Source organism: Bradyrhizobium sp. MI1.7, from assembly GCF_055811795.1.
In genome coordinates this window covers 359493-374889 of record NZ_JBVVPO010000001.1, presented here as the reverse complement: position 1 = coordinate 374889, position 15397 = coordinate 359493, and the positions used below count along the sequence as shown (strand labels likewise).

Annotated in this window: 15 protein-coding genes; 9 read left to right on the top strand and 6 right to left on the bottom strand. The window is 64.7% G+C overall.

What is annotated here, in order from left to right; all coding sequences use genetic code 11:
- Positions 1–6: 6 nt before the first annotated feature.
- The 4 genes from AC0L3X_RS01810 to AC0L3X_RS01795 are packed head-to-tail and all read left to right on the top strand — an operon-like array spanning position 7 to position 4162.
- The gene (locus tag AC0L3X_RS01810; protein WP_063986446.1) at positions 7–864 is read left to right on the top strand and encodes an ABC transporter ATP-binding protein; all 858 of its coding nucleotides are present in this window, start codon (positions 7–9) and stop codon (positions 862–864) included.
- Complete coding sequence (locus AC0L3X_RS01805) at positions 864–1640, top strand: ABC transporter permease (protein ID WP_063983930.1); 777 nt, start codon at positions 864–866, stop codon at positions 1638–1640. The genes AC0L3X_RS01810 and AC0L3X_RS01805 overlap by 1 nt, the downstream gene beginning before the upstream one ends.
- A gap of 40 nt (positions 1641–1680) precedes the next feature.
- Positions 1681–2706: an ABC transporter substrate-binding protein gene (locus AC0L3X_RS01800; RefSeq protein WP_063983929.1), complete on the top strand. Its 1026-nt coding sequence runs from the start codon at positions 1681–1683 to the stop codon at positions 2704–2706.
- A 16-nt stretch (positions 2707–2722) separates the two neighbouring features.
- Positions 2723–4162, top strand: coding sequence for an amidohydrolase family protein (locus tag AC0L3X_RS01795; protein WP_283018655.1), 1440 nt, complete (start codon positions 2723–2725; stop codon positions 4160–4162).
- A gap of 65 nt (positions 4163–4227) precedes the next feature.
- Here the strand turns inward: AC0L3X_RS01795 and AC0L3X_RS01790 are convergent, their stop codons facing one another.
- From AC0L3X_RS01790 to AC0L3X_RS01770, 5 genes are read right to left on the bottom strand one after another with little or no spacing between them, the layout of a single operon-like run.
- A complete protein-coding gene (locus tag AC0L3X_RS01790; RefSeq protein ID WP_063983927.1) occupies positions 4228–5367 on the bottom strand; it encodes an ABC transporter substrate-binding protein in 1140 nt (379 codons plus the stop codon).
- Positions 5368–5387: 20 nt separating this feature from the next.
- A complete protein-coding gene (locus tag AC0L3X_RS01785; RefSeq protein WP_063983926.1) occupies positions 5388–6365 on the bottom strand; it encodes a branched-chain amino acid ABC transporter permease in 978 nt (325 codons plus the stop codon).
- Complete coding sequence (locus tag AC0L3X_RS01780) at positions 6362–7216, bottom strand: branched-chain amino acid ABC transporter permease (protein ID WP_063983925.1); 855 nt, start codon at positions 7214–7216, stop codon at positions 6362–6364. The genes AC0L3X_RS01785 and AC0L3X_RS01780 overlap by 4 nt, the downstream gene beginning before the upstream one ends.
- Entirely contained in the window at positions 7213–7956 is a 744-nt protein-coding gene (locus AC0L3X_RS01775; protein WP_063983924.1) for an ABC transporter ATP-binding protein, read from the bottom strand. The genes AC0L3X_RS01780 and AC0L3X_RS01775 overlap by 4 nt, the downstream gene beginning before the upstream one ends.
- Positions 7953–8747: an ABC transporter ATP-binding protein gene (locus tag AC0L3X_RS01770; RefSeq protein WP_223153603.1), complete on the bottom strand. Its 795-nt coding sequence runs from the start codon at positions 8745–8747 to the stop codon at positions 7953–7955. The genes AC0L3X_RS01775 and AC0L3X_RS01770 overlap by 4 nt, the downstream gene beginning before the upstream one ends.
- 354 nt (positions 8748–9101) lie before the next feature.
- On the opposite strand from AC0L3X_RS01770, the gene AC0L3X_RS01765 reads away from it, so the two are divergent.
- Positions 9102–10010 (top strand): amino acid ABC transporter substrate-binding protein, encoded by a 909-nt coding sequence (locus AC0L3X_RS01765; protein WP_063983922.1) that lies wholly within the window; start codon positions 9102–9104, stop codon positions 10008–10010.
- Between the two features lie 10 nt (positions 10011–10020).
- Here the strand turns inward: AC0L3X_RS01765 and AC0L3X_RS01760 are convergent, their stop codons facing one another.
- Positions 10021–11247, bottom strand: a complete 1227-nt coding sequence (locus AC0L3X_RS01760) for an MFS transporter (protein ID WP_063983921.1) — start codon at positions 11245–11247, stop codon at positions 10021–10023.
- 91 nt (positions 11248–11338) lie between these two features.
- On the opposite strand from AC0L3X_RS01760, the gene AC0L3X_RS01755 reads away from it, so the two are divergent.
- The 4 genes from AC0L3X_RS01755 to AC0L3X_RS01740 are packed head-to-tail and all read left to right on the top strand — an operon-like array spanning position 11339 to position 14931.
- The gene (locus tag AC0L3X_RS01755; protein WP_063983920.1) at positions 11339–11812 is read left to right on the top strand and encodes a MarR family winged helix-turn-helix transcriptional regulator; all 474 of its coding nucleotides are present in this window, start codon (positions 11339–11341) and stop codon (positions 11810–11812) included.
- Between the two features lies 1 nt (position 11813).
- The gene (locus AC0L3X_RS01750) at positions 11814–13865 is read left to right on the top strand and encodes an FUSC family protein (protein ID WP_063983919.1); all 2052 of its coding nucleotides are present in this window, start codon (positions 11814–11816) and stop codon (positions 13863–13865) included.
- Positions 13862–14068 (top strand): DUF1656 domain-containing protein, encoded by a 207-nt coding sequence (locus AC0L3X_RS01745; protein ID WP_028146630.1) that lies wholly within the window; start codon positions 13862–13864, stop codon positions 14066–14068. Before AC0L3X_RS01750 ends, AC0L3X_RS01745 begins: the two co-directional genes overlap by 4 nt.
- The gene (locus AC0L3X_RS01740) at positions 14065–14931 is read left to right on the top strand and encodes an efflux RND transporter periplasmic adaptor subunit (RefSeq protein WP_063983918.1); all 867 of its coding nucleotides are present in this window, start codon (positions 14065–14067) and stop codon (positions 14929–14931) included. Before AC0L3X_RS01745 ends, AC0L3X_RS01740 begins: the two co-directional genes overlap by 4 nt.
- The last annotated feature ends 466 nt before the right edge of the window (positions 14932–15397 follow it).

Below are 15397 nucleotides of genomic sequence, written 5' to 3'. Positions count from 1 at the left end.
ATGCGCATGCAACCCAACGCCCAATTTGACGGCCAGCCCGTTCCCGAAGGCTCCGGCCCGACCGCCATTGAGCTGTCCGAGGCCACCGTGACCTTCGGGCGCGGCGACCGCGCCGTGCCCGCTCTGTCGAAGACGACGTTGCGGATCGCCGACGGCGAGTTTGTCGCACTGGTCGGCCCGTCCGGATGCGGCAAATCGACCATTTTGCGTCTCGTCAGCGGCCTGGTGCAGCCGACCAGCGGCGTCGTCATCGTCGGCGGCCGCGAGGTCGCGGCGCGGGCGCTGCGGGTCGGCATGGCCTTTCAGAACCCGACCATGCTGCCGTGGATGACGATCGAGCGGAACATCATGTTGCCGCTGAAGATCGTCGAGCCGTTCCGCTCGAACTTCCGCAAGCTGCGTAAGACCGAGTTTCGCGACAAGGCCAATGCGCTGCTGGAGCAGGTCGGCCTTAGGGGATTTGGCAGTCGCTATCCCTGGCAGCTATCCGGCGGCATGCTCCAGCGCGCCAATCTCTGCCGCGCGCTGATCCACGAGCCGCGCATGTTGCTGCTGGATGAGCCGTTCGGCGCGCTGGACCAGTTTACCCGCGAGGAGCTGTGGGCGATCCTCCAGAACCTCTGGATGACGCACAAGCCGACCGTGTTGCTGGTGACGCACGATTTGCGTGAAGCCGGTTTCCTCGCCAGCCGCATCTGCGTGATGAGCGCGCGTCCCGGCCGCATCCTCGATGACAGCCGTGTGGAGTTCGCGCGGCCGCGCACCGTTGCCATGACCTTCGAGCCGGATTTCGTCGCGCTGAACCAGAAGCTGCGCGCCTTCATCGAGGATGCGCGCAGCGCAGCCCAACAGGGGACAGGCTGATGTTCGGGATCGATGTCAGGCAGAAGGCATGGTCGGCGGGACTGATCGTGCTGTTCTTCGTCGCCTGGGAGCTGTTCTGCCTGATGACCGGCATGTCGGACCTGGTGCTGCCGCGGCCATCACAGGTTTTTGTCACGCTGTTTCAGCGCTTTCCGGTGCTGTGGCCGCACATCGTGCAGACGCTCGCGACCACCATGTTCGGCTTCGTCCTCGGCGTTGCGCTGGGTGTCGCCCTCGGCGCCATCATCGGCGTCTCCAAGACGGCCTATGACACCTGCTATCCGCTGCTGATCGGCTTCTCCTCGATCCCCAAGGTCGCGGTGGTGCCGATCTTCGTGCTGTGGTTCGGCTCCGGCACGGTGCCGGCGGTGCTGACGGCGCTGTCGATCTGCTTCTTCCCGATTGTCGTCAATATCGCCACGGGCCTCGCGACCACCGAGCCCGAGCTCGAAGACGTATTGAAGGCGCTCGGCGCCAGCAAGTTCGACATCCTCTGGAACGTCGGTCTGCCCAGGACCATGCCGTTCTTCTTCGCCTCGCTGAAGGTCGCGATCTCCTACGCCTTCGTCGGCGCCGTGCTGTCGGAGACGGTCGCCTCCAACCGCGGCATCGGCAACGTCATGATGACCGCGTCCTCCAATTTCAACGTGCCGCTGGTGTTCGCCGGCCTGTTCGTGCTCGCCGGCCTCGGCGTCGCGCTCTACGCGGTGTTCTCGCTGATCGAAGGGCGTGTCACCGGCTGGGCCACGCGCAAGAACGACGTGATCGCCACCTGAATTTCTGAACCGTCACGCAACGAAGCTTGAGGAGGTCTCGATGTTGAGAAAAGTAACAGTCGCGCTGCTGGGATTGGCTCTGTCCACGGGCGCTGCCACGGCCGACGACACCACGATCAAGTTCACGCTGGGTTGGAAGACGCAAGGCAGCGATGCCGCATTCTTCTACGCCAAGGACAACGGCTATTTCAAAGAGGAAGGCCTCAACGTCGTCATCGACCAGGGCGAGGGCTCCGGCGCCACTGTCACGCGCGTGATGTCGGGGGCCTATGACGCCGGCTTCGGTGACGTCAACGCCATCATCCAGAACGCCTCGACCAAGCCGCAGGAGGCGCCCGTCATGGTCTACATGATGTGGAACCAGCCGCCGTTCGCGATCGTCGCCAAGAAGACCAGCGGCATCAACACCATCAAGGATTTTGAGGGCCACACGCTGGGCGGCGCGCAGGGCACGCCGACGACGCGGCTGTTGCCGGTGTTCACCCGCAAGAACGGGCTCGACGGCGAGAAGATCAAGATCTCCAACATGGCCCCGAACCTCCAGGAGCCGATGCTGATCAAGGGCGATATCGACGCGGCGCTCGTGTTCAACATCACCAGCTATTTCAACCTCGTGCTCAACCGCCAGGACCCTGACAAGGATTTCAAATGGTTCTCGTTCGGTGAGTACGGCCTCGATCTCTATTCCAACGGCGTGATGGTCTCGAAGAAGCTGATCGCGTCGAACCCGAAGGCCGTGGCCGGCCTCGTCCGCGCCATCAACAAGGGCGCGATTGCAGTGGCCAAGGACCAGAACGCCGGCATGAAGGCTGCGCTGAACTACGACAATCTGATCGACGTCGCCGTCGAGAAGCGCCGGCTGCAATATTCCTTCGACAAGCTGATCGTCTCGCCGGAGATGAAGGAGATCGGCATCGGCGACATCAAGGATGACCGCATGACGCGCGCCATCGGCATCGTGGTCGAGGGTTATCAGCTCGCCCGCGCGCCGACACCCGCAGAGGTGTTCTCGCGCGAGTTCCTGCCGCCGCGTGCGGAGCGGGAGTTGGTGTATACTGCCAACTAAATTTGGAGAGACGGTCATGGCCACGGAGATTGCGGCAACCAGCCTGTTCCGTGGCCCTGATCTCGGTGTGACCGACAATGTCGTGCTGCGGCACGATAAGGGTACCATCACCGACATTCTTGAAGGAGCGGGGCCTGCTGGCGGGCCTCGCTCCTTCGTCATTCCTGCCTTCGTCAACGCCCATGACCATGCGCGCGCGACCGCGTCGTCCTTCGGGGCGGTCGGCATGCCCCTCGAAAGCTGGATCCTGCGCACCGCGCTCGGCACGCCCTTCGATCCCTATCTGACCGCGGCCTCCGCACTGGCACGTTCCGCCAGGGCTGGTTGCGCGGCGATGATGGTGCACTACACCCGCCCAAGCGGGACGATGCCGTTGCTCGATGAAGCCAAGGCGATTGCGAGGGCGGCATCCGATGTCGGCATCCGCGTGGCATTTGCCCTCGCGGTGCGGGACCTGAATCCGATCGTTTATGGCGATGCCGAGCCGATTCTCTCCGGCCTCCCCAGTGATGACCGCAAGAGCATCGAAGACCTCTTTGTCCGCGCGCCGATGTCTCCGAAGGCCTATATCGAGCTGACCGATGCGATTGCCGCCGCCATCTCCGGCCCGATGGTCGACGTGCAGCTCGGGCCCGCCGGCGTGCAATGGTGTTCGAAGCCACTGCTGGAGGCGATGGCGGAGAACTCGGCGCAGACGGGCCGCCGCATTCACATGCATCTGCTGGAGACCGTCTATCAGCGCGCCTGGGCCGACCAAAACTTTCCGGACATGGTGCGTTGGCTGCGCGATATCGGCTTCCTCTCGGAGCGGCTGACGCTGGCGCACTGCATCCACGCCCGTCCCGATGAGCTGGAGATGATCGCAGCCTCCGGCGCGCGCATCGTCACCAATTTCAGCTCGAACATGCATCTGCGCTCGGGGCTCGCCCCGATCGCCGCCGCACACAAATGTGGCTGCGCCATCGCGGTCGGCGTCGACGGGTTGGCGCTGGACGAGGACGACGACATCCTGCGCGAGATGCGGCTGGTGCAGATGGCCCATGGCGGCCTCGGCTTCAGGGCGACCTGGACGCCGGCCGAGCTGTTCGCGCTCGCCGTCCGCAATGGGCGCCGTGCCACCGGCGCGCCCGGGAGCGGCGAGCTCGTCGCAGGCAATCCCGCCGATTTCGTCGTGATCGACCTCGACCGGCTGAATCGAGATCAGATCATGCCCGTCGACCCCATGGCGCTTCTGTTCGCGCGGGGCAATGCGTCGCTGGTGAAGGAGGTCGTCGTCGCCGGCAAGACGATCGCGAAGGACGGGGCCTGCATGGGCGTTGACCTGCCGGCCATCGAGCAGGAGTTGCGGGCGATGTACCGCGTCAATGTCGGCAAGCTCGGAAGTTTTCAGCGCATGTGGCCGTCCCTATCGGAGCGCGTCTCCGGTTGGTTCGAACAGCAGCTCACTTGCGAGTAGGAGGCGACCAGGGAAACGCCCGCCTGACGATCGGGCGAGCGCTTCCAATGGCACGAATGCCGTCGTTACTGCAATGCCTTGAGCTTGGTGTTCTTGCCGTCGACCACCTCGAACACGACATAGCGAGGCTGCATCTGGCCGTTCGGCAGGAACTGGACGTCGCCGAACACGGTGCCCTTGACGGGCTTGCCGCGGATCGCCTCTGCCACGGTCTTGCGATCGAGCGACTTGGTCTGTTCGACCGCCTGCGCCCACACCTGCACGGCGGCGGCGCCGAGCGCGGCGCTCTTGTCCGGATCAACGCCGTAGGCCTTCTTGTAGGCCGCGACGAACGCTACGCTCTCCGGCTGCGTCGTGAACGGCGGCAGATCGGGGAAAAAGATGTCGGCCGATATCACGCCGTTGTTGGCGTCGCCGGCGACCTTGTACACGGTGCTCAGCATGATGCCGACGGCGCCGACGAAGGTGGATTTTATGCCGGCCTGGCGATACTGGTCGACCAGCGCGGGAAGGCCTGAGGAATTCGACGAACTGGTGACGATGACGGCGTCTGGATTGGCGCCCTTGATATTGGTCAGCTGGACGCGGAAATCGGTGTCCTTGAACGCGAACTTTTCGGTCATGATGACTTCACCCGAAAAGTTCATCTTCTTGAATTCGGCCTCGACGGCGGTCTGAAAGCCGTTGCCATAGACGTCGTTCTGGGTGAGGAACGCGATTTTCTTCGCCTTCATCGTCTGGGCGACGTATTTTGCGATGACTTCCGCATCGAGGCCGTTCGAGCTGTTGATGCGCATCGCGTAAGGGTTCGTCTCGCCGCTGAGGATCAGATCCGACTTCGAGACCGCGGTGAAGTCGAGAATGTTGCCGCGGGCGAGAATCGGCTGCATCGCCAATGTGACTGGTGAGTTCCAGCCTTCGATGACGATGTCCGCCTTCTCGGCAACCATCTCGTTGGCGCGGCTGACGCCGACCGCGGGCGTGCTCTCGTCGTCCTTGGAGATCACCGTCAGCTTGCGGCCGAGCAGGCCGCCCTTGTCGTTGATCTGTTGGACCATCAGCTTGACGGCGTTGGTCACGGTCTGGCCATCAGGGCCGGCGCCGCCGCTGAGCGGAAAGATGGTGCCGACCTTGATGTCCTGCGCCACAGCTGGCACAGATGCGAGACCCAACAATAGCGCGAGAGCCAGTTTCGTCTTGTGCATGCGCTTCCTCCCAATGCATTCTACGTCTTCTTGGTGATACGGCGGTAGAGGCCCACGAGCCCGGCGGGCCAGAAGATCAGGACGAGCGCCAGCACCGATCCCAACACGATCTTGTTCCAGTCGCCGCCGAGCGACAGCAAGTTCTGCTGGGCAATCAGGAGGGCGGTGCCGATCAAGGGGCCGAGCAGGATACGGCGCCCGACCAGCACGATCGCGGTGAGCATCATGACGAGGAAGTAGGACTCGAACATGTCGGGGCCGACATAGGCGCGCTGATAGGCGTAAAGCCAGCCGGCAAGCCCGGTGATCGGTGCCGAGATCACGAACACGGCGAGCCTGACCCGGCGCGGATCGACGCCGAGGCTTGCGGCCAGCGCGGGGTTCATCTGTACCATCAGCGCGGTGGTGCCCAGCCGCGAGCGGCGGAAGCGCGCGATGAAGGCGAGGGTGAGCAGCAGCAGCGCGAAGGCGATCGGCCAGAGATCTTCCTGCATCGCGCCGGAGAAGTTGGTCACGAGCAATGGGAGCTTCAGCGGCGGAATGCCGACGATGCCGTCGGACCCACCGACGGCGTCCCAGTTGAACGCGATCTCGTACGCGACCACGGCGGCCGCATAGGTCACGAGGGAGAACACGAACTCGCGGGTCCGCAAGGTGACGGCGCCGAGGAAGGCCGCGGCCGCGAGGCACAGCGCGATTGTCGCGGCCGCCGTCGCCCAGCCGTTCAGTCCGTATTTGACCGAGAGGTTCGCGGCCGCATAGCCGCCGATGGCCCAGAACACGGTGTGGCCGAGGCTGACCTCGCCGAGATAGGACAGCACGATGTCGGCGCCGTAGCACATCACCGCGAAGATCGCGATCGTGGTCAGCGTGGAATAGGCGACCGAGGTACCGCCCAGCAGGCGCGGCAGGAGGAAGCCGATCACGACGAAGGCCGCGACTGCGGCGAGGCGCAGGAACGGGATCGAGGCGGGCTGCGGGGATTCGATCGCGGTCATTTGGTTGCAAGCCCCGCGGGACGGATCACGAGCAGCGCCAGCAACAGCGCAAAGGCCGCCGCCGTCGTATAGGCCGGCGCGACGAACGCGCCGAAGAAGGCGGTGAACAGGCCGAGCCCGAGCCCGGCTGCGAGCGCGCCGCCGATCGAGCCGATGCCGCCGAGCACGACCACGACAAAGGTCATGATGACCTCGTTGAAACCCATGCTGGTCAGGATCGGCGAGCGGGGCGCCACCAGCGCCGCCCCCAGCGCGACCGCGGAACATTCGAACACGAAGACGCCGAGATAGACGAACTTTGCGTTGATCCCGAACAGCTCTGCGAGCTTCGGGTCCTCGGCGACGGCGCGGATGACCGAGCCGAAGCGGGTTCGCTGGGTGAACAGCCAGACTGCGCCGTAAAGAAGAAGGGTTACGACCAGCACCAGCACGTCCTGCCAGGTGAACCAGAGCGGACCGATGTCGATCTTGGCGCGCGCCAATGTTCCGGGCAGCGTCTGCGGATTGCCGCCGAAGATCAGCGCGCTGCTGCCCTGCAGGACGTAGCCGAGACCGAGCGTCACGATCATCAGGCTGGTCAGGTTCTGCGTCATGACCAGGCGCATCATCGCGTTCTGCATCAGGAGGCCGATCACGCCGAGCACGATGATCGCCACCAGAATGGCGAGCGGGTAGGGCAGGCCCAGTTTGGTGATGGCGTACCAGGTGACGAAGGCGCCGAGCATGTAGAGCTGGCCATGGGCGAAATTCACCAGTCGTGCGACGCCGAGCAAAATGGTCCAGCCCAGCGCGATGCAGGCATAACCGGAGCCAAGCACGATGCCGTTGATGACCTGCTGCGCGATATTCATGCCGGCGTTCCATCGGCGATGGTGCCGAGATAGGCCTCGATGATGCGATGGTCCGCGGCCATGACGTCGGCAGGACCTTCGCCGACGATCTTGCCGCGTTCGAGCAGGTAGAGGTGGTCGACCACCTTCAGCGCCGCCTTGATGTTCTGCTCGACCAGCAGCACCGGCAGGCCGCGATCGACCAGCAGGCGGATGCGGGAGAGCAGGTCGGTGATCAGCCGGGGCGCGAGGCCCGCGGAAGGCTCGTCCAGCATCAGCACGCGCGGGCCGGCGAGCAAGGCGCGCCCGACCGCGAGCATCTGCCGTTCGCCGCCGGAGAGTGCTGCGCCCTTGTGCGAACGGCGCTCGGCGAGGCGCGGGAAGAACTCGAAAACCTCGGGGATGGTGAAGAGATGCCGGCCGGTCGTGTCCGCGGGCGGCCGCACCAGTGCCAGGTTCTCGTCGACGGTCAGCTCCGCAAAGATGTTCTTGCCTTCCGGCACCAGCGTAAGGCCGCGCGCCACCCGCTCGTGCGCGGCGAGTTTCTCGATGCTGCGTCCTTCGAGCTGGACGCTGCCGGTGACCACGGCGCGGCCACGGGACCAGCCGGCGAGCGCATTGACCAGCGTGGTCTTGCCGGCGCCGTTGGCGCCGACGAGGCCAACCATTCGCCCCGCGGGCACGCCGATATTGACGCCTGACACCGCGACATTGCCTGCGTAGCGGACTGAGAGACCGTCGCTCTGGAGTACGCCGCTCATTCGTCGCGTCCCAGATAGGCTTCGCGCACGCGCGGATCGCGCTGGATGTCAACAGGCGTTCCCGTCGCCAGCATGGCACCCTGGTCGATCATGACGATGCGATCGGCAATCGACATGATGAGGTCCATGTGGTGCTCGATGACGACGAGGGCGAGGTTACGCTTGCGTAGGCCAATCAGGACGTCGGCGAGCTTCTTCATGTCGCCGCCGCTGAGGCCGGCCGCGGGTTCATCGAGCAGGAGCACCTTTGCGCCGGTGCCATAGGCGAGTGCGACCGAGAGCAGGCGCTGCACGCCGTAGGGAATGTCGCCGGGAAGCTGGTCATGGTACTGCCGGGCGATGCCGAAGAAGTCGAGCAGTTGTGCAGCCGCCAGTTCGGCTGCGCGGCGCGTGGTGGCCTCGCGCCAGGGCGCGAACAGGGATGTGGCGAGATCGGTCGAGAAATCGCGGAAGATGGCCGAGACCGCGTTCTGCAGGACGGTCAGTTCGCCGAAGAACGAGTTCTGCTGAAAGGTGCGGCGCAGGCCGCGGCCGGCGAGGTCGAACGTCCGGAGCGCCGAGACGTCGGCCTTGTCGAGGAATGTGCGGCCGCGATGGGTGACGGCATTGGTGACGGCGGCAAAGCAGCTGCTTTTTCCCGCGCCGTTCGGGCCGATGATGCCGAGGATCTCGTCGTTATGGACTGACCAGCTCACGTCGCGCAGGGCGACGAGCGCGCCATACTGCACGGTCAGCCCTTCGACGCGCAGCACCTCGCTCGCGCCGCGACGCGTTTCCCCGGAACTTGCCACCCGGCCGTCCATCCCTTGTTGTCCCGGCCGCGCTTACGGCAACCGGTCCTTTTTGGCGAGGCAACGCACGGCAATCGATGCGGGATCAAATCGCAGGAGAGAGGCAGCCTCGCGAGAGGCAAGGTATTGCGCGCCAACTCTGAAAACTTGTGCTGACTGGTCGTCAGACCAGAGACGCCTGCGCTGCGGCCCGCTCAACCCTGACGGCGCGGCACGGTATTTTCTCCCGCAGTGGTACATACAAAACCGCAATAGCTGATAGACGGAACCTCGTCTGGCGATCATCCGGGCTGTGGGCTATGAACCCTGGAGTTGCGCCGCGGCGCAGCCCATGACCCCCTTGAGGAGCCCCCGATGCGTCTTCCCACAATTATCCTGGCCGTCACATGTCTTGCGGGCGCAGCTTCAGCGGAGGACCTGTCGGGCACGCTCCAGAAGGTCAAGGAGACCAAGAAGATCACGCTGGGCTATCAGGAGGCCTCGGTCCCCTTCAGCTATCTCGACGGCAACCAGAAGCCGATCGGCTTCGCCATGGATATCTGCCTCAAGATCGTGGATGCCGTGAAGAAGCAGCTCGGCATGCCCGATATCGCCGTCGACACGCTCGCCGTGACGTCGTCGAACCGGATTCCGCTGATGGTCAACGGCACCCTCGATCTGCACTGCTCGGCGACAACAAACAACGCCGACCGCCAGAAGCAGGTCGCCTTCACCAACACGCATTTCCTCAGCGCGACCCGGTTTGCGGCCAAGAAAGCCGCGAAAATCAGCACCATTGACGACCTCAAGGGCAAGGCCGTTACGGCGGTGGCCGGCTCGGTCAATCTGAATCAGCTTGCCAAGGTCAACACCGAGCGAAATCTCGGCATCAGAATAATGCCGGCCGTGGATCAAGCCGAAGCGTTCCTGCTGCTGGAAACCGACCGCGCTCAGGCCTACGCGCTCGACGACGTCCAGCTTGCGGTCGCGATTGCGCGCTCGAAGGAGCCGGCGCTGTTCATGATCAGCGAAGAGACGTTTTCGAAGGCCGAGCCCTTCGGGATCATGCTGCGGCGGGAAGACGCGCCGTTCAAGGCGCTCGCCGACCGCGCCACCGCCGAGCTTTACGCGAGCCCGGAGATCGAGGTGCTCTACAAGCGCTGGCTGGAATCGCCGACCGCGCCGAACGGCCTCAACTACAATGTCCCGATGTCGGCGGCCTTGCGCAACGCCTTCAAGAAGCCGAGCTCGAGCTTCGATCCCGACGTCTACGTGGTGAACTGAGGCGAGGGCGCTAGCGCGCCCGCGGCGTGTCCAGTAACTGGCCCGCCAACGCCGCGCCGATCGCCGCGATGGCGGCCATAGCAAGCGCCCACGGAACGAACAGCCGATGACCGATCAGCGCGCCGCTCAGGAGCGGCGCGCTGATATTCGCGCCCGACATCAGCGACTGGTTGAGGCCCATGATCATGCCCTGACGATTGATCGCGGTCGAGCGCGACAGCTCGGCCGTCAGCGTGCTGCGCGCGAACATGGTGCCGACGATGATCAGTGTCAGGTTGATCGCGAGCAGGCCGACATTGTCGCGGGCCGCAAGTCCGGCAAATCCGAGACCCATGCAAGCGAACGCGGCCATCACGATGCTGCGGTCTGACGCGATGATGCTCACACGCGTGATGAGCAGTCCCTGAACCACCATGTTGATGAAGCCGGCATAGGCGAACATCCAGCCGAGCTCGCGCGCGCCGAAGGGATGTCCGTCCCAGGAGAACCGCGCCGACAGGAACAGGCCGATCTGCGACAGGAACATCGAGTTGACGAAGAAGAACACGATGAGCAGGCCGAGCAGCCGCCAGGCATAGCGCATGCCGAGCAGGCTGCGGGCCAACGTCGGCTCGGGCACGCGATGCTGGTAGAGCGGCTCGGACGCCGGGTGATCAGGCGGGAGCAGGGCGATCGTCGCAACGATGCTGATCAGCGAGAGCGCGGCCGCGGCCCACACCGGCGCGGTCTGGCCGTAGTGCACGAGGAAGCTCGAGAGAGCGGGGCCGAGCAGCAGCCCGGTTCCGATCGCACCGCTGGTCATGCCGAGTGCCTGCTTGCGTGTTGCCGGCGCGCTGTGCTCGGCGGCATAGGCGTGAGCGACCGAGATGTTGCCTGATGTCAGGCCGTCGATGATGCGTGCCAGGAACACCAGCGTCAGGTTGCCCGCCAATGCGAGCAGGATGAAGCCGATGAACGTCCCGATCTGGCTGACGACCAGAACCTTCCGCCGGCCGTAACGATCCGAGAGCATGCCGACCACGGGGCCGGCAACGAGCTGACAGACGGCATAGGCCGAGATCAGCGCGCCGAGCAGGAACGGCGTCGCGCCGAGCCGCTGCGAGTAGAACGGCAGCAACGGCAGGATGATTCCCATGCCCGTGGCGTCCACAGCGACGACCACGAAGGTCGGGACCAGCGTCAGCGTGCTCTCGCCCGCTATCGTCTCCCTTGCCTCGGTCGCGGAACCCGGTCCCATCCAGCGCTGTCCTCGTTCGCATTTGCGTGATCGATTGCGATACGCGGATTATATAGTTGCAGGCTAATAGTTCGCGTCCTATCTAATTTGCATGGCTCCCTCGCAGGCTCATATCCACGGCGAGATCGGCCGGCTGATCGCGCGACTGGCCCGCATCTGGCGCCGCGAGTCGGATCAGGCGCTGTCCGATCACGGCCTGTCCTATGCGACCGCGATTCCGCTGCTGGTGCTGTCGCGGCAGGGCGAGAACGTGCGCCAGGGCGTGCTCGCCGACGAGCTCGGCATCGAGGGGCCGTCGCTGGTTCGGTTGATCGATCTGCTCGAGGCCGAGGGGCTGGTTGAACGCCGCGAGGATCCGAGCGACCGCCGTGCCAAAACGCTACATCTGACCAAAGCGGGCGAGGTCAAGGTCGAAGAGACCAACCGGGTGCTGCGCCGGGTACGGGCGAGCTTGCTCAAGGATATCGGCGCGGACGAACTTGCGATAACCTTCGAAACTCTTCAGCGCATCGAACAGCGGGCCAGTCGCCTGCAGGACACCAAGACCGGTCCAGAGACGAAATAGCATGCGCGCAGACGAGCCGTTCCTGGTCCGCCACGCGGACGTCATTTTTGCGTTGAAGACGTTTGCCGCGTCGATGCTGGCGCTCGTCATCGCATTCGCCATGGACCTGCCGCGGCCCTATTGGGCGATGGCGACCGTCTACATCACCTCGCAGCCGCTGGCGGGCGCGACCAGCTCAAAAGCTTTCTTCCGCGTCATGGGCACGCTGGTCGGCGCCACCATGACGGTGGCGCTGGTGCCGAACCTGATCGATGCGCCGGAATTGCTTTGCCTCGCGATCGCGCTCTGGGTCGGGCTCTGCCTCTATCTGTCGCTGCTCGATGGCACGCCGCGCAGCTACGTCTTCATGCTGGCGGGATACACGGTCGCATTGATCGGGTTTCCCTCCGTCTCCGAGCCTGGCGCCATCTTCGATACCGCCATTGCGCGGGTGGAGGAGATTTCCCTCGGCATCATCTGCGCGAGCCTCGTCTCCACCATCGTCCTTCCCCGCAGCGTCGCGCCAGCCGTCGCCAACCGCGTCGACGCCTGGCTGTCGGATGCGCAGCGCCTGAGCCAGGCGGTGCTGCTTCGTCAGGGAACGAGTGAGACGCGCCGCGGCAGGCGGCTCAAGCTTGCGACCGACATCGTCGAGATCGACACGCTTTCCACCCATCTTGCGTATGACCGGCTGACCGATCGCAATGTGGTGACTGGCCTCGGCGAGATCCGGCTGCGCATGCTGATGCTGTTGCCGGTGATCGCCTCGCTGGAGGATCGGCTGGCAGCGCTGGGGGAGGAGGCGTTGCGCCGGCAGCCCGAGCTGAAGCGGCTGCTGGAGGATCTTGCGAAATGGATTGCGAGCGATGTCGGCGCGCGGCAACCTGCCGAGCCGATCCGCGCCGCGATCACAGGGCGACAGGCGGTGCTCGATGACAGCGCCTCATGGGAGCGGATCATCACTACGAGCCTGCTGTTGCGGCTGCGCGAGCTGGTCGACCTGTCGCGCGACTGCCGCGTGCTCAGCGAGGCCATCGCCGAGAGCCGCAATGTTTCGACGCTCGACCTGGCCTTCCGTTCCGAGGCCGGCGCCGCGCCGGTGCGCCATCGCGACCGCGGCCTTGCCTTGTGGTCGGCAGCCGGCGCGGCCACGGCCATCCTGATCTGCTGCGCGTTCTGGATCGGGACCGGCTGGCCGGACGGCGCCTCGGCGCCGATGATGGCGGCGGTCGCGTGCTCCTTCTTTGCCGCGCAGGACGAGCCCGCACGTTTCATCCGCAGTTTCGGCCTGTGGTCGCTGGTCGCCATCGTGGTCGTCGCGATCTATCTGTTCGCGCTGGTGCCGGCGATCTCTCATATCGAGGTCCTGATCGTCGCGCTGGCGCCGACCTTCCTGGTCTACGGCTTCCTGATCGGACGGCCGGCAACGGCGGGAACAGGCATGGCGCTCGCGGCCAACACCGCAACGCTGTTGGCGCTGCAATCGACTTACAGCGCGGATTTCGCATCCTATGCCAATTCCGCGGTCGCCTTCTTCGTCGGCGTCGTCATCGCCGAGCTCGTGACGCGGATCGCGCGCGGCGTGGGCGCGGAGTGGATCGCCAATCGCCTGGTGCTATCGAGCTGGAAGACGCTCGCGGTCGCTGCCGAGCGCCGTGGCAAGCATGATCGGGCAGAGTTTGCGGGCCTCATGCTGCATCGGCTCGGGCTGCTGGTGCAGCGCATCGCCTTCCTCTCCGAGAGCGATCGCCACGATGCCGACAGCCTCGTGCAGCTTCGAATCGGGATCAATATCATCGACCTGCGCCGCGCCCGCTATGGGCTTGCCGCAACCACCATTGCCGTCATCGACGACATGCTTGATCAGCTCGCCATCGCTTGCCGCAGCCATGCCGGTGGGGGAATGCCGACCGAGCTTTTGACCAGCGTCGATCGGGCGCTGGCCAAGGCGGTGACGGATTCCAATGACCGCGCGCGCGAAGACGCCCTGATCGGCCTCGTCGGCATCCGCCGCGGCCTGTTCCCGGACGCACCGGCCTACCGGCCGCGTACAGGCGCGAGTGTTGCAGCATGAGATACGTGATCGACATCTATGGCGTGCTCGTGCCGGCGCTGCTGCTGTGGATCATCGTCGCCTATGTCCTGAGCGCGATCCTGCGCCGGCTCATGCAGCGCTTCGACCTCTACCGGCTGGTCTGGCACCGTGCGCTGTTCGATTTCGCGATTTTCGTCTGTCTTCTCGGCGGCGTCGTCTATCTCTCGGAGTTTTTGCCATGAAGGGGAATTTCGCCTGGTTTGGCCGCCTTGCGCTGACCGTTCTCGCCGTCGTCGCCGCGCTCGCGGTCGGCCGTGAACTTTGGGTCTATTACATGGAGCAGCCCTGGACCCGCGACGGTCGCGTCCGCGCCGATGTGGTGCAGGTCGCGCCTGACGTCTCCGGGTTCGTCACGGAGGTGCTGGTCAAGGACAACCAGAAAGTCCATCGCGGCGATGTGCTGTTCCGGATTGATCGCGAACGTTTCGCGCTGGCCTTGCGGCAAGCCGATGCATCGGTGGCGGGTCATCAGGCCACGCTCGACCAGGCCAATTCCGATTTGAAGCGCTACAGCGCGCTGACCACCGATGCGGTATCGCAGCAGAAGCAGGAGCAGGTGTTGGCCACCCAGCTCCAGGCCAAGGCGGCGTTCGATCAGGCCGTCGCCGACCGCGCGGTCGCCCAGCTCAACCTCGATCGCAGCGAGGTCCACGCCTCCGTGAACGGTGTCATCACCAATATGGATCTGCGTCCCGGCGCTTACGTCACGGCCGGCAAGGGCGTGATGGCGCTGGTCGACACGGATACGTTGCACGTGGAGGGTTATTTCGAAGAGACAAAGCTCGCGCGCATCCGCACCGGCGACAAGGTGCGGGTCCGCCTGATGGGCGAAACGGTCACGCTGTCAGGCCATGTCGAGAGCATCGCCGCCGGCATCGAGGACCGCGACCGCGCTGAGGGCGCGAACCTGCTTGCCAATGTCAACCCGACCTTCAGCTGGGTGCGGCTCGCCCAGCGCGTCCCCGTGCGCATCGCGCTGGACAATGTCCCTGACACCATCTCGCTCGTCGCCGGCCGCTCCGCGACGGTAGAGGTATTGGACTAACGCAACGAGCCCATGGATCGCGCCTGGCTTGGGGAAAACCGCCAACAGGCGTTTCAATGCCAAATCGCAGGGCTAATCCTGACGCGCTTGTGTGAGTCGGGGGACCGTATGGGCGTTTGGTTTTTAGTCCTGGCAGCTTGCGTCGTCGGCGCGTTGCTCCTTTTGGCATTCTGCCGATAGAGCCGACAGCGGACGCAAATGTTGCTGCGAAGCATCAGCCAGCCGTTGAATAGCGGTTCCAGACCGATGGTTTTTGACTGTGCATGGATGACCGCGTTCACTTCCGGGATCGGAGGCGGGCATGAGCTGGTTGTTTGTGTTTCTCATTGCCGCGAGCGCAGTCGTTCTGATCGCCCATGCGATTGACGCGATGCGTTCCTGATACTGCCTGCGACTCGGTTCGTCGGTAGCTCGGTAAGCGACGAAATTGTTCCGAGGCGGGCGAGTGTCAATTTGAGGAACCTGG

What these genes read in the sequence shown, in the direction of transcription:
- AC0L3X_RS01800 (WP_063983929.1), top strand. Translation starts at nt 1,681, where the DNA reads ATGTTGAGAAAAGTAACAGTCGCGCTGCTGGGATTGGCTCTGTCCACG.
- AC0L3X_RS01750 (WP_063983919.1), top strand. Translation starts at nt 11,814, where the DNA reads ATGCGCGCAGACGAGCCGTTCCTGGTCCGCCACGCGGACGTCATTTTT.
- AC0L3X_RS01795 (WP_283018655.1), top strand. Translation starts at nt 2,723, where the DNA reads ATGGCCACGGAGATTGCGGCAACCAGCCTGTTCCGTGGCCCTGATCTC.
- AC0L3X_RS01810 (WP_063986446.1), top strand. Translation starts at nt 7, where the DNA reads ATGCAACCCAACGCCCAATTTGACGGCCAGCCCGTTCCCGAAGGCTCC.
- AC0L3X_RS01785 (WP_063983926.1), bottom strand. Translation starts at nt 6,365, where the DNA reads ATGACCGCGATCGAATCCCCGCAGCCCGCCTCGATCCCGTTCCTGCGC.
- AC0L3X_RS01760 (WP_063983921.1), bottom strand. Translation starts at nt 11,247, where the DNA reads ATGGGACCGGGTTCCGCGACCGAGGCAAGGGAGACGATAGCGGGCGAG.
- AC0L3X_RS01765 (WP_063983922.1), top strand. Translation starts at nt 9,102, where the DNA reads ATGCGTCTTCCCACAATTATCCTGGCCGTCACATGTCTTGCGGGCGCA.
- AC0L3X_RS01780 (WP_063983925.1), bottom strand. Translation starts at nt 7,216, where the DNA reads ATGAATATCGCGCAGCAGGTCATCAACGGCATCGTGCTTGGCTCCGGT.
- AC0L3X_RS01775 (WP_063983924.1), bottom strand. Translation starts at nt 7,956, where the DNA reads ATGAGCGGCGTACTCCAGAGCGACGGTCTCTCAGTCCGCTACGCAGGC.
- AC0L3X_RS01740 (WP_063983918.1), top strand. Translation starts at nt 14,065, where the DNA reads ATGAAGGGGAATTTCGCCTGGTTTGGCCGCCTTGCGCTGACCGTTCTC.
- AC0L3X_RS01805 (WP_063983930.1), top strand. Translation starts at nt 864, where the DNA reads ATGTTCGGGATCGATGTCAGGCAGAAGGCATGGTCGGCGGGACTGATC.
- AC0L3X_RS01745 (WP_028146630.1), top strand. Translation starts at nt 13,862, where the DNA reads ATGAGATACGTGATCGACATCTATGGCGTGCTCGTGCCGGCGCTGCTG.
- AC0L3X_RS01790 (WP_063983927.1), bottom strand. Translation starts at nt 5,367, where the DNA reads ATGCACAAGACGAAACTGGCTCTCGCGCTATTGTTGGGTCTCGCATCT.
- AC0L3X_RS01755 (WP_063983920.1), top strand. Translation starts at nt 11,339, where the DNA reads ATGGCTCCCTCGCAGGCTCATATCCACGGCGAGATCGGCCGGCTGATC.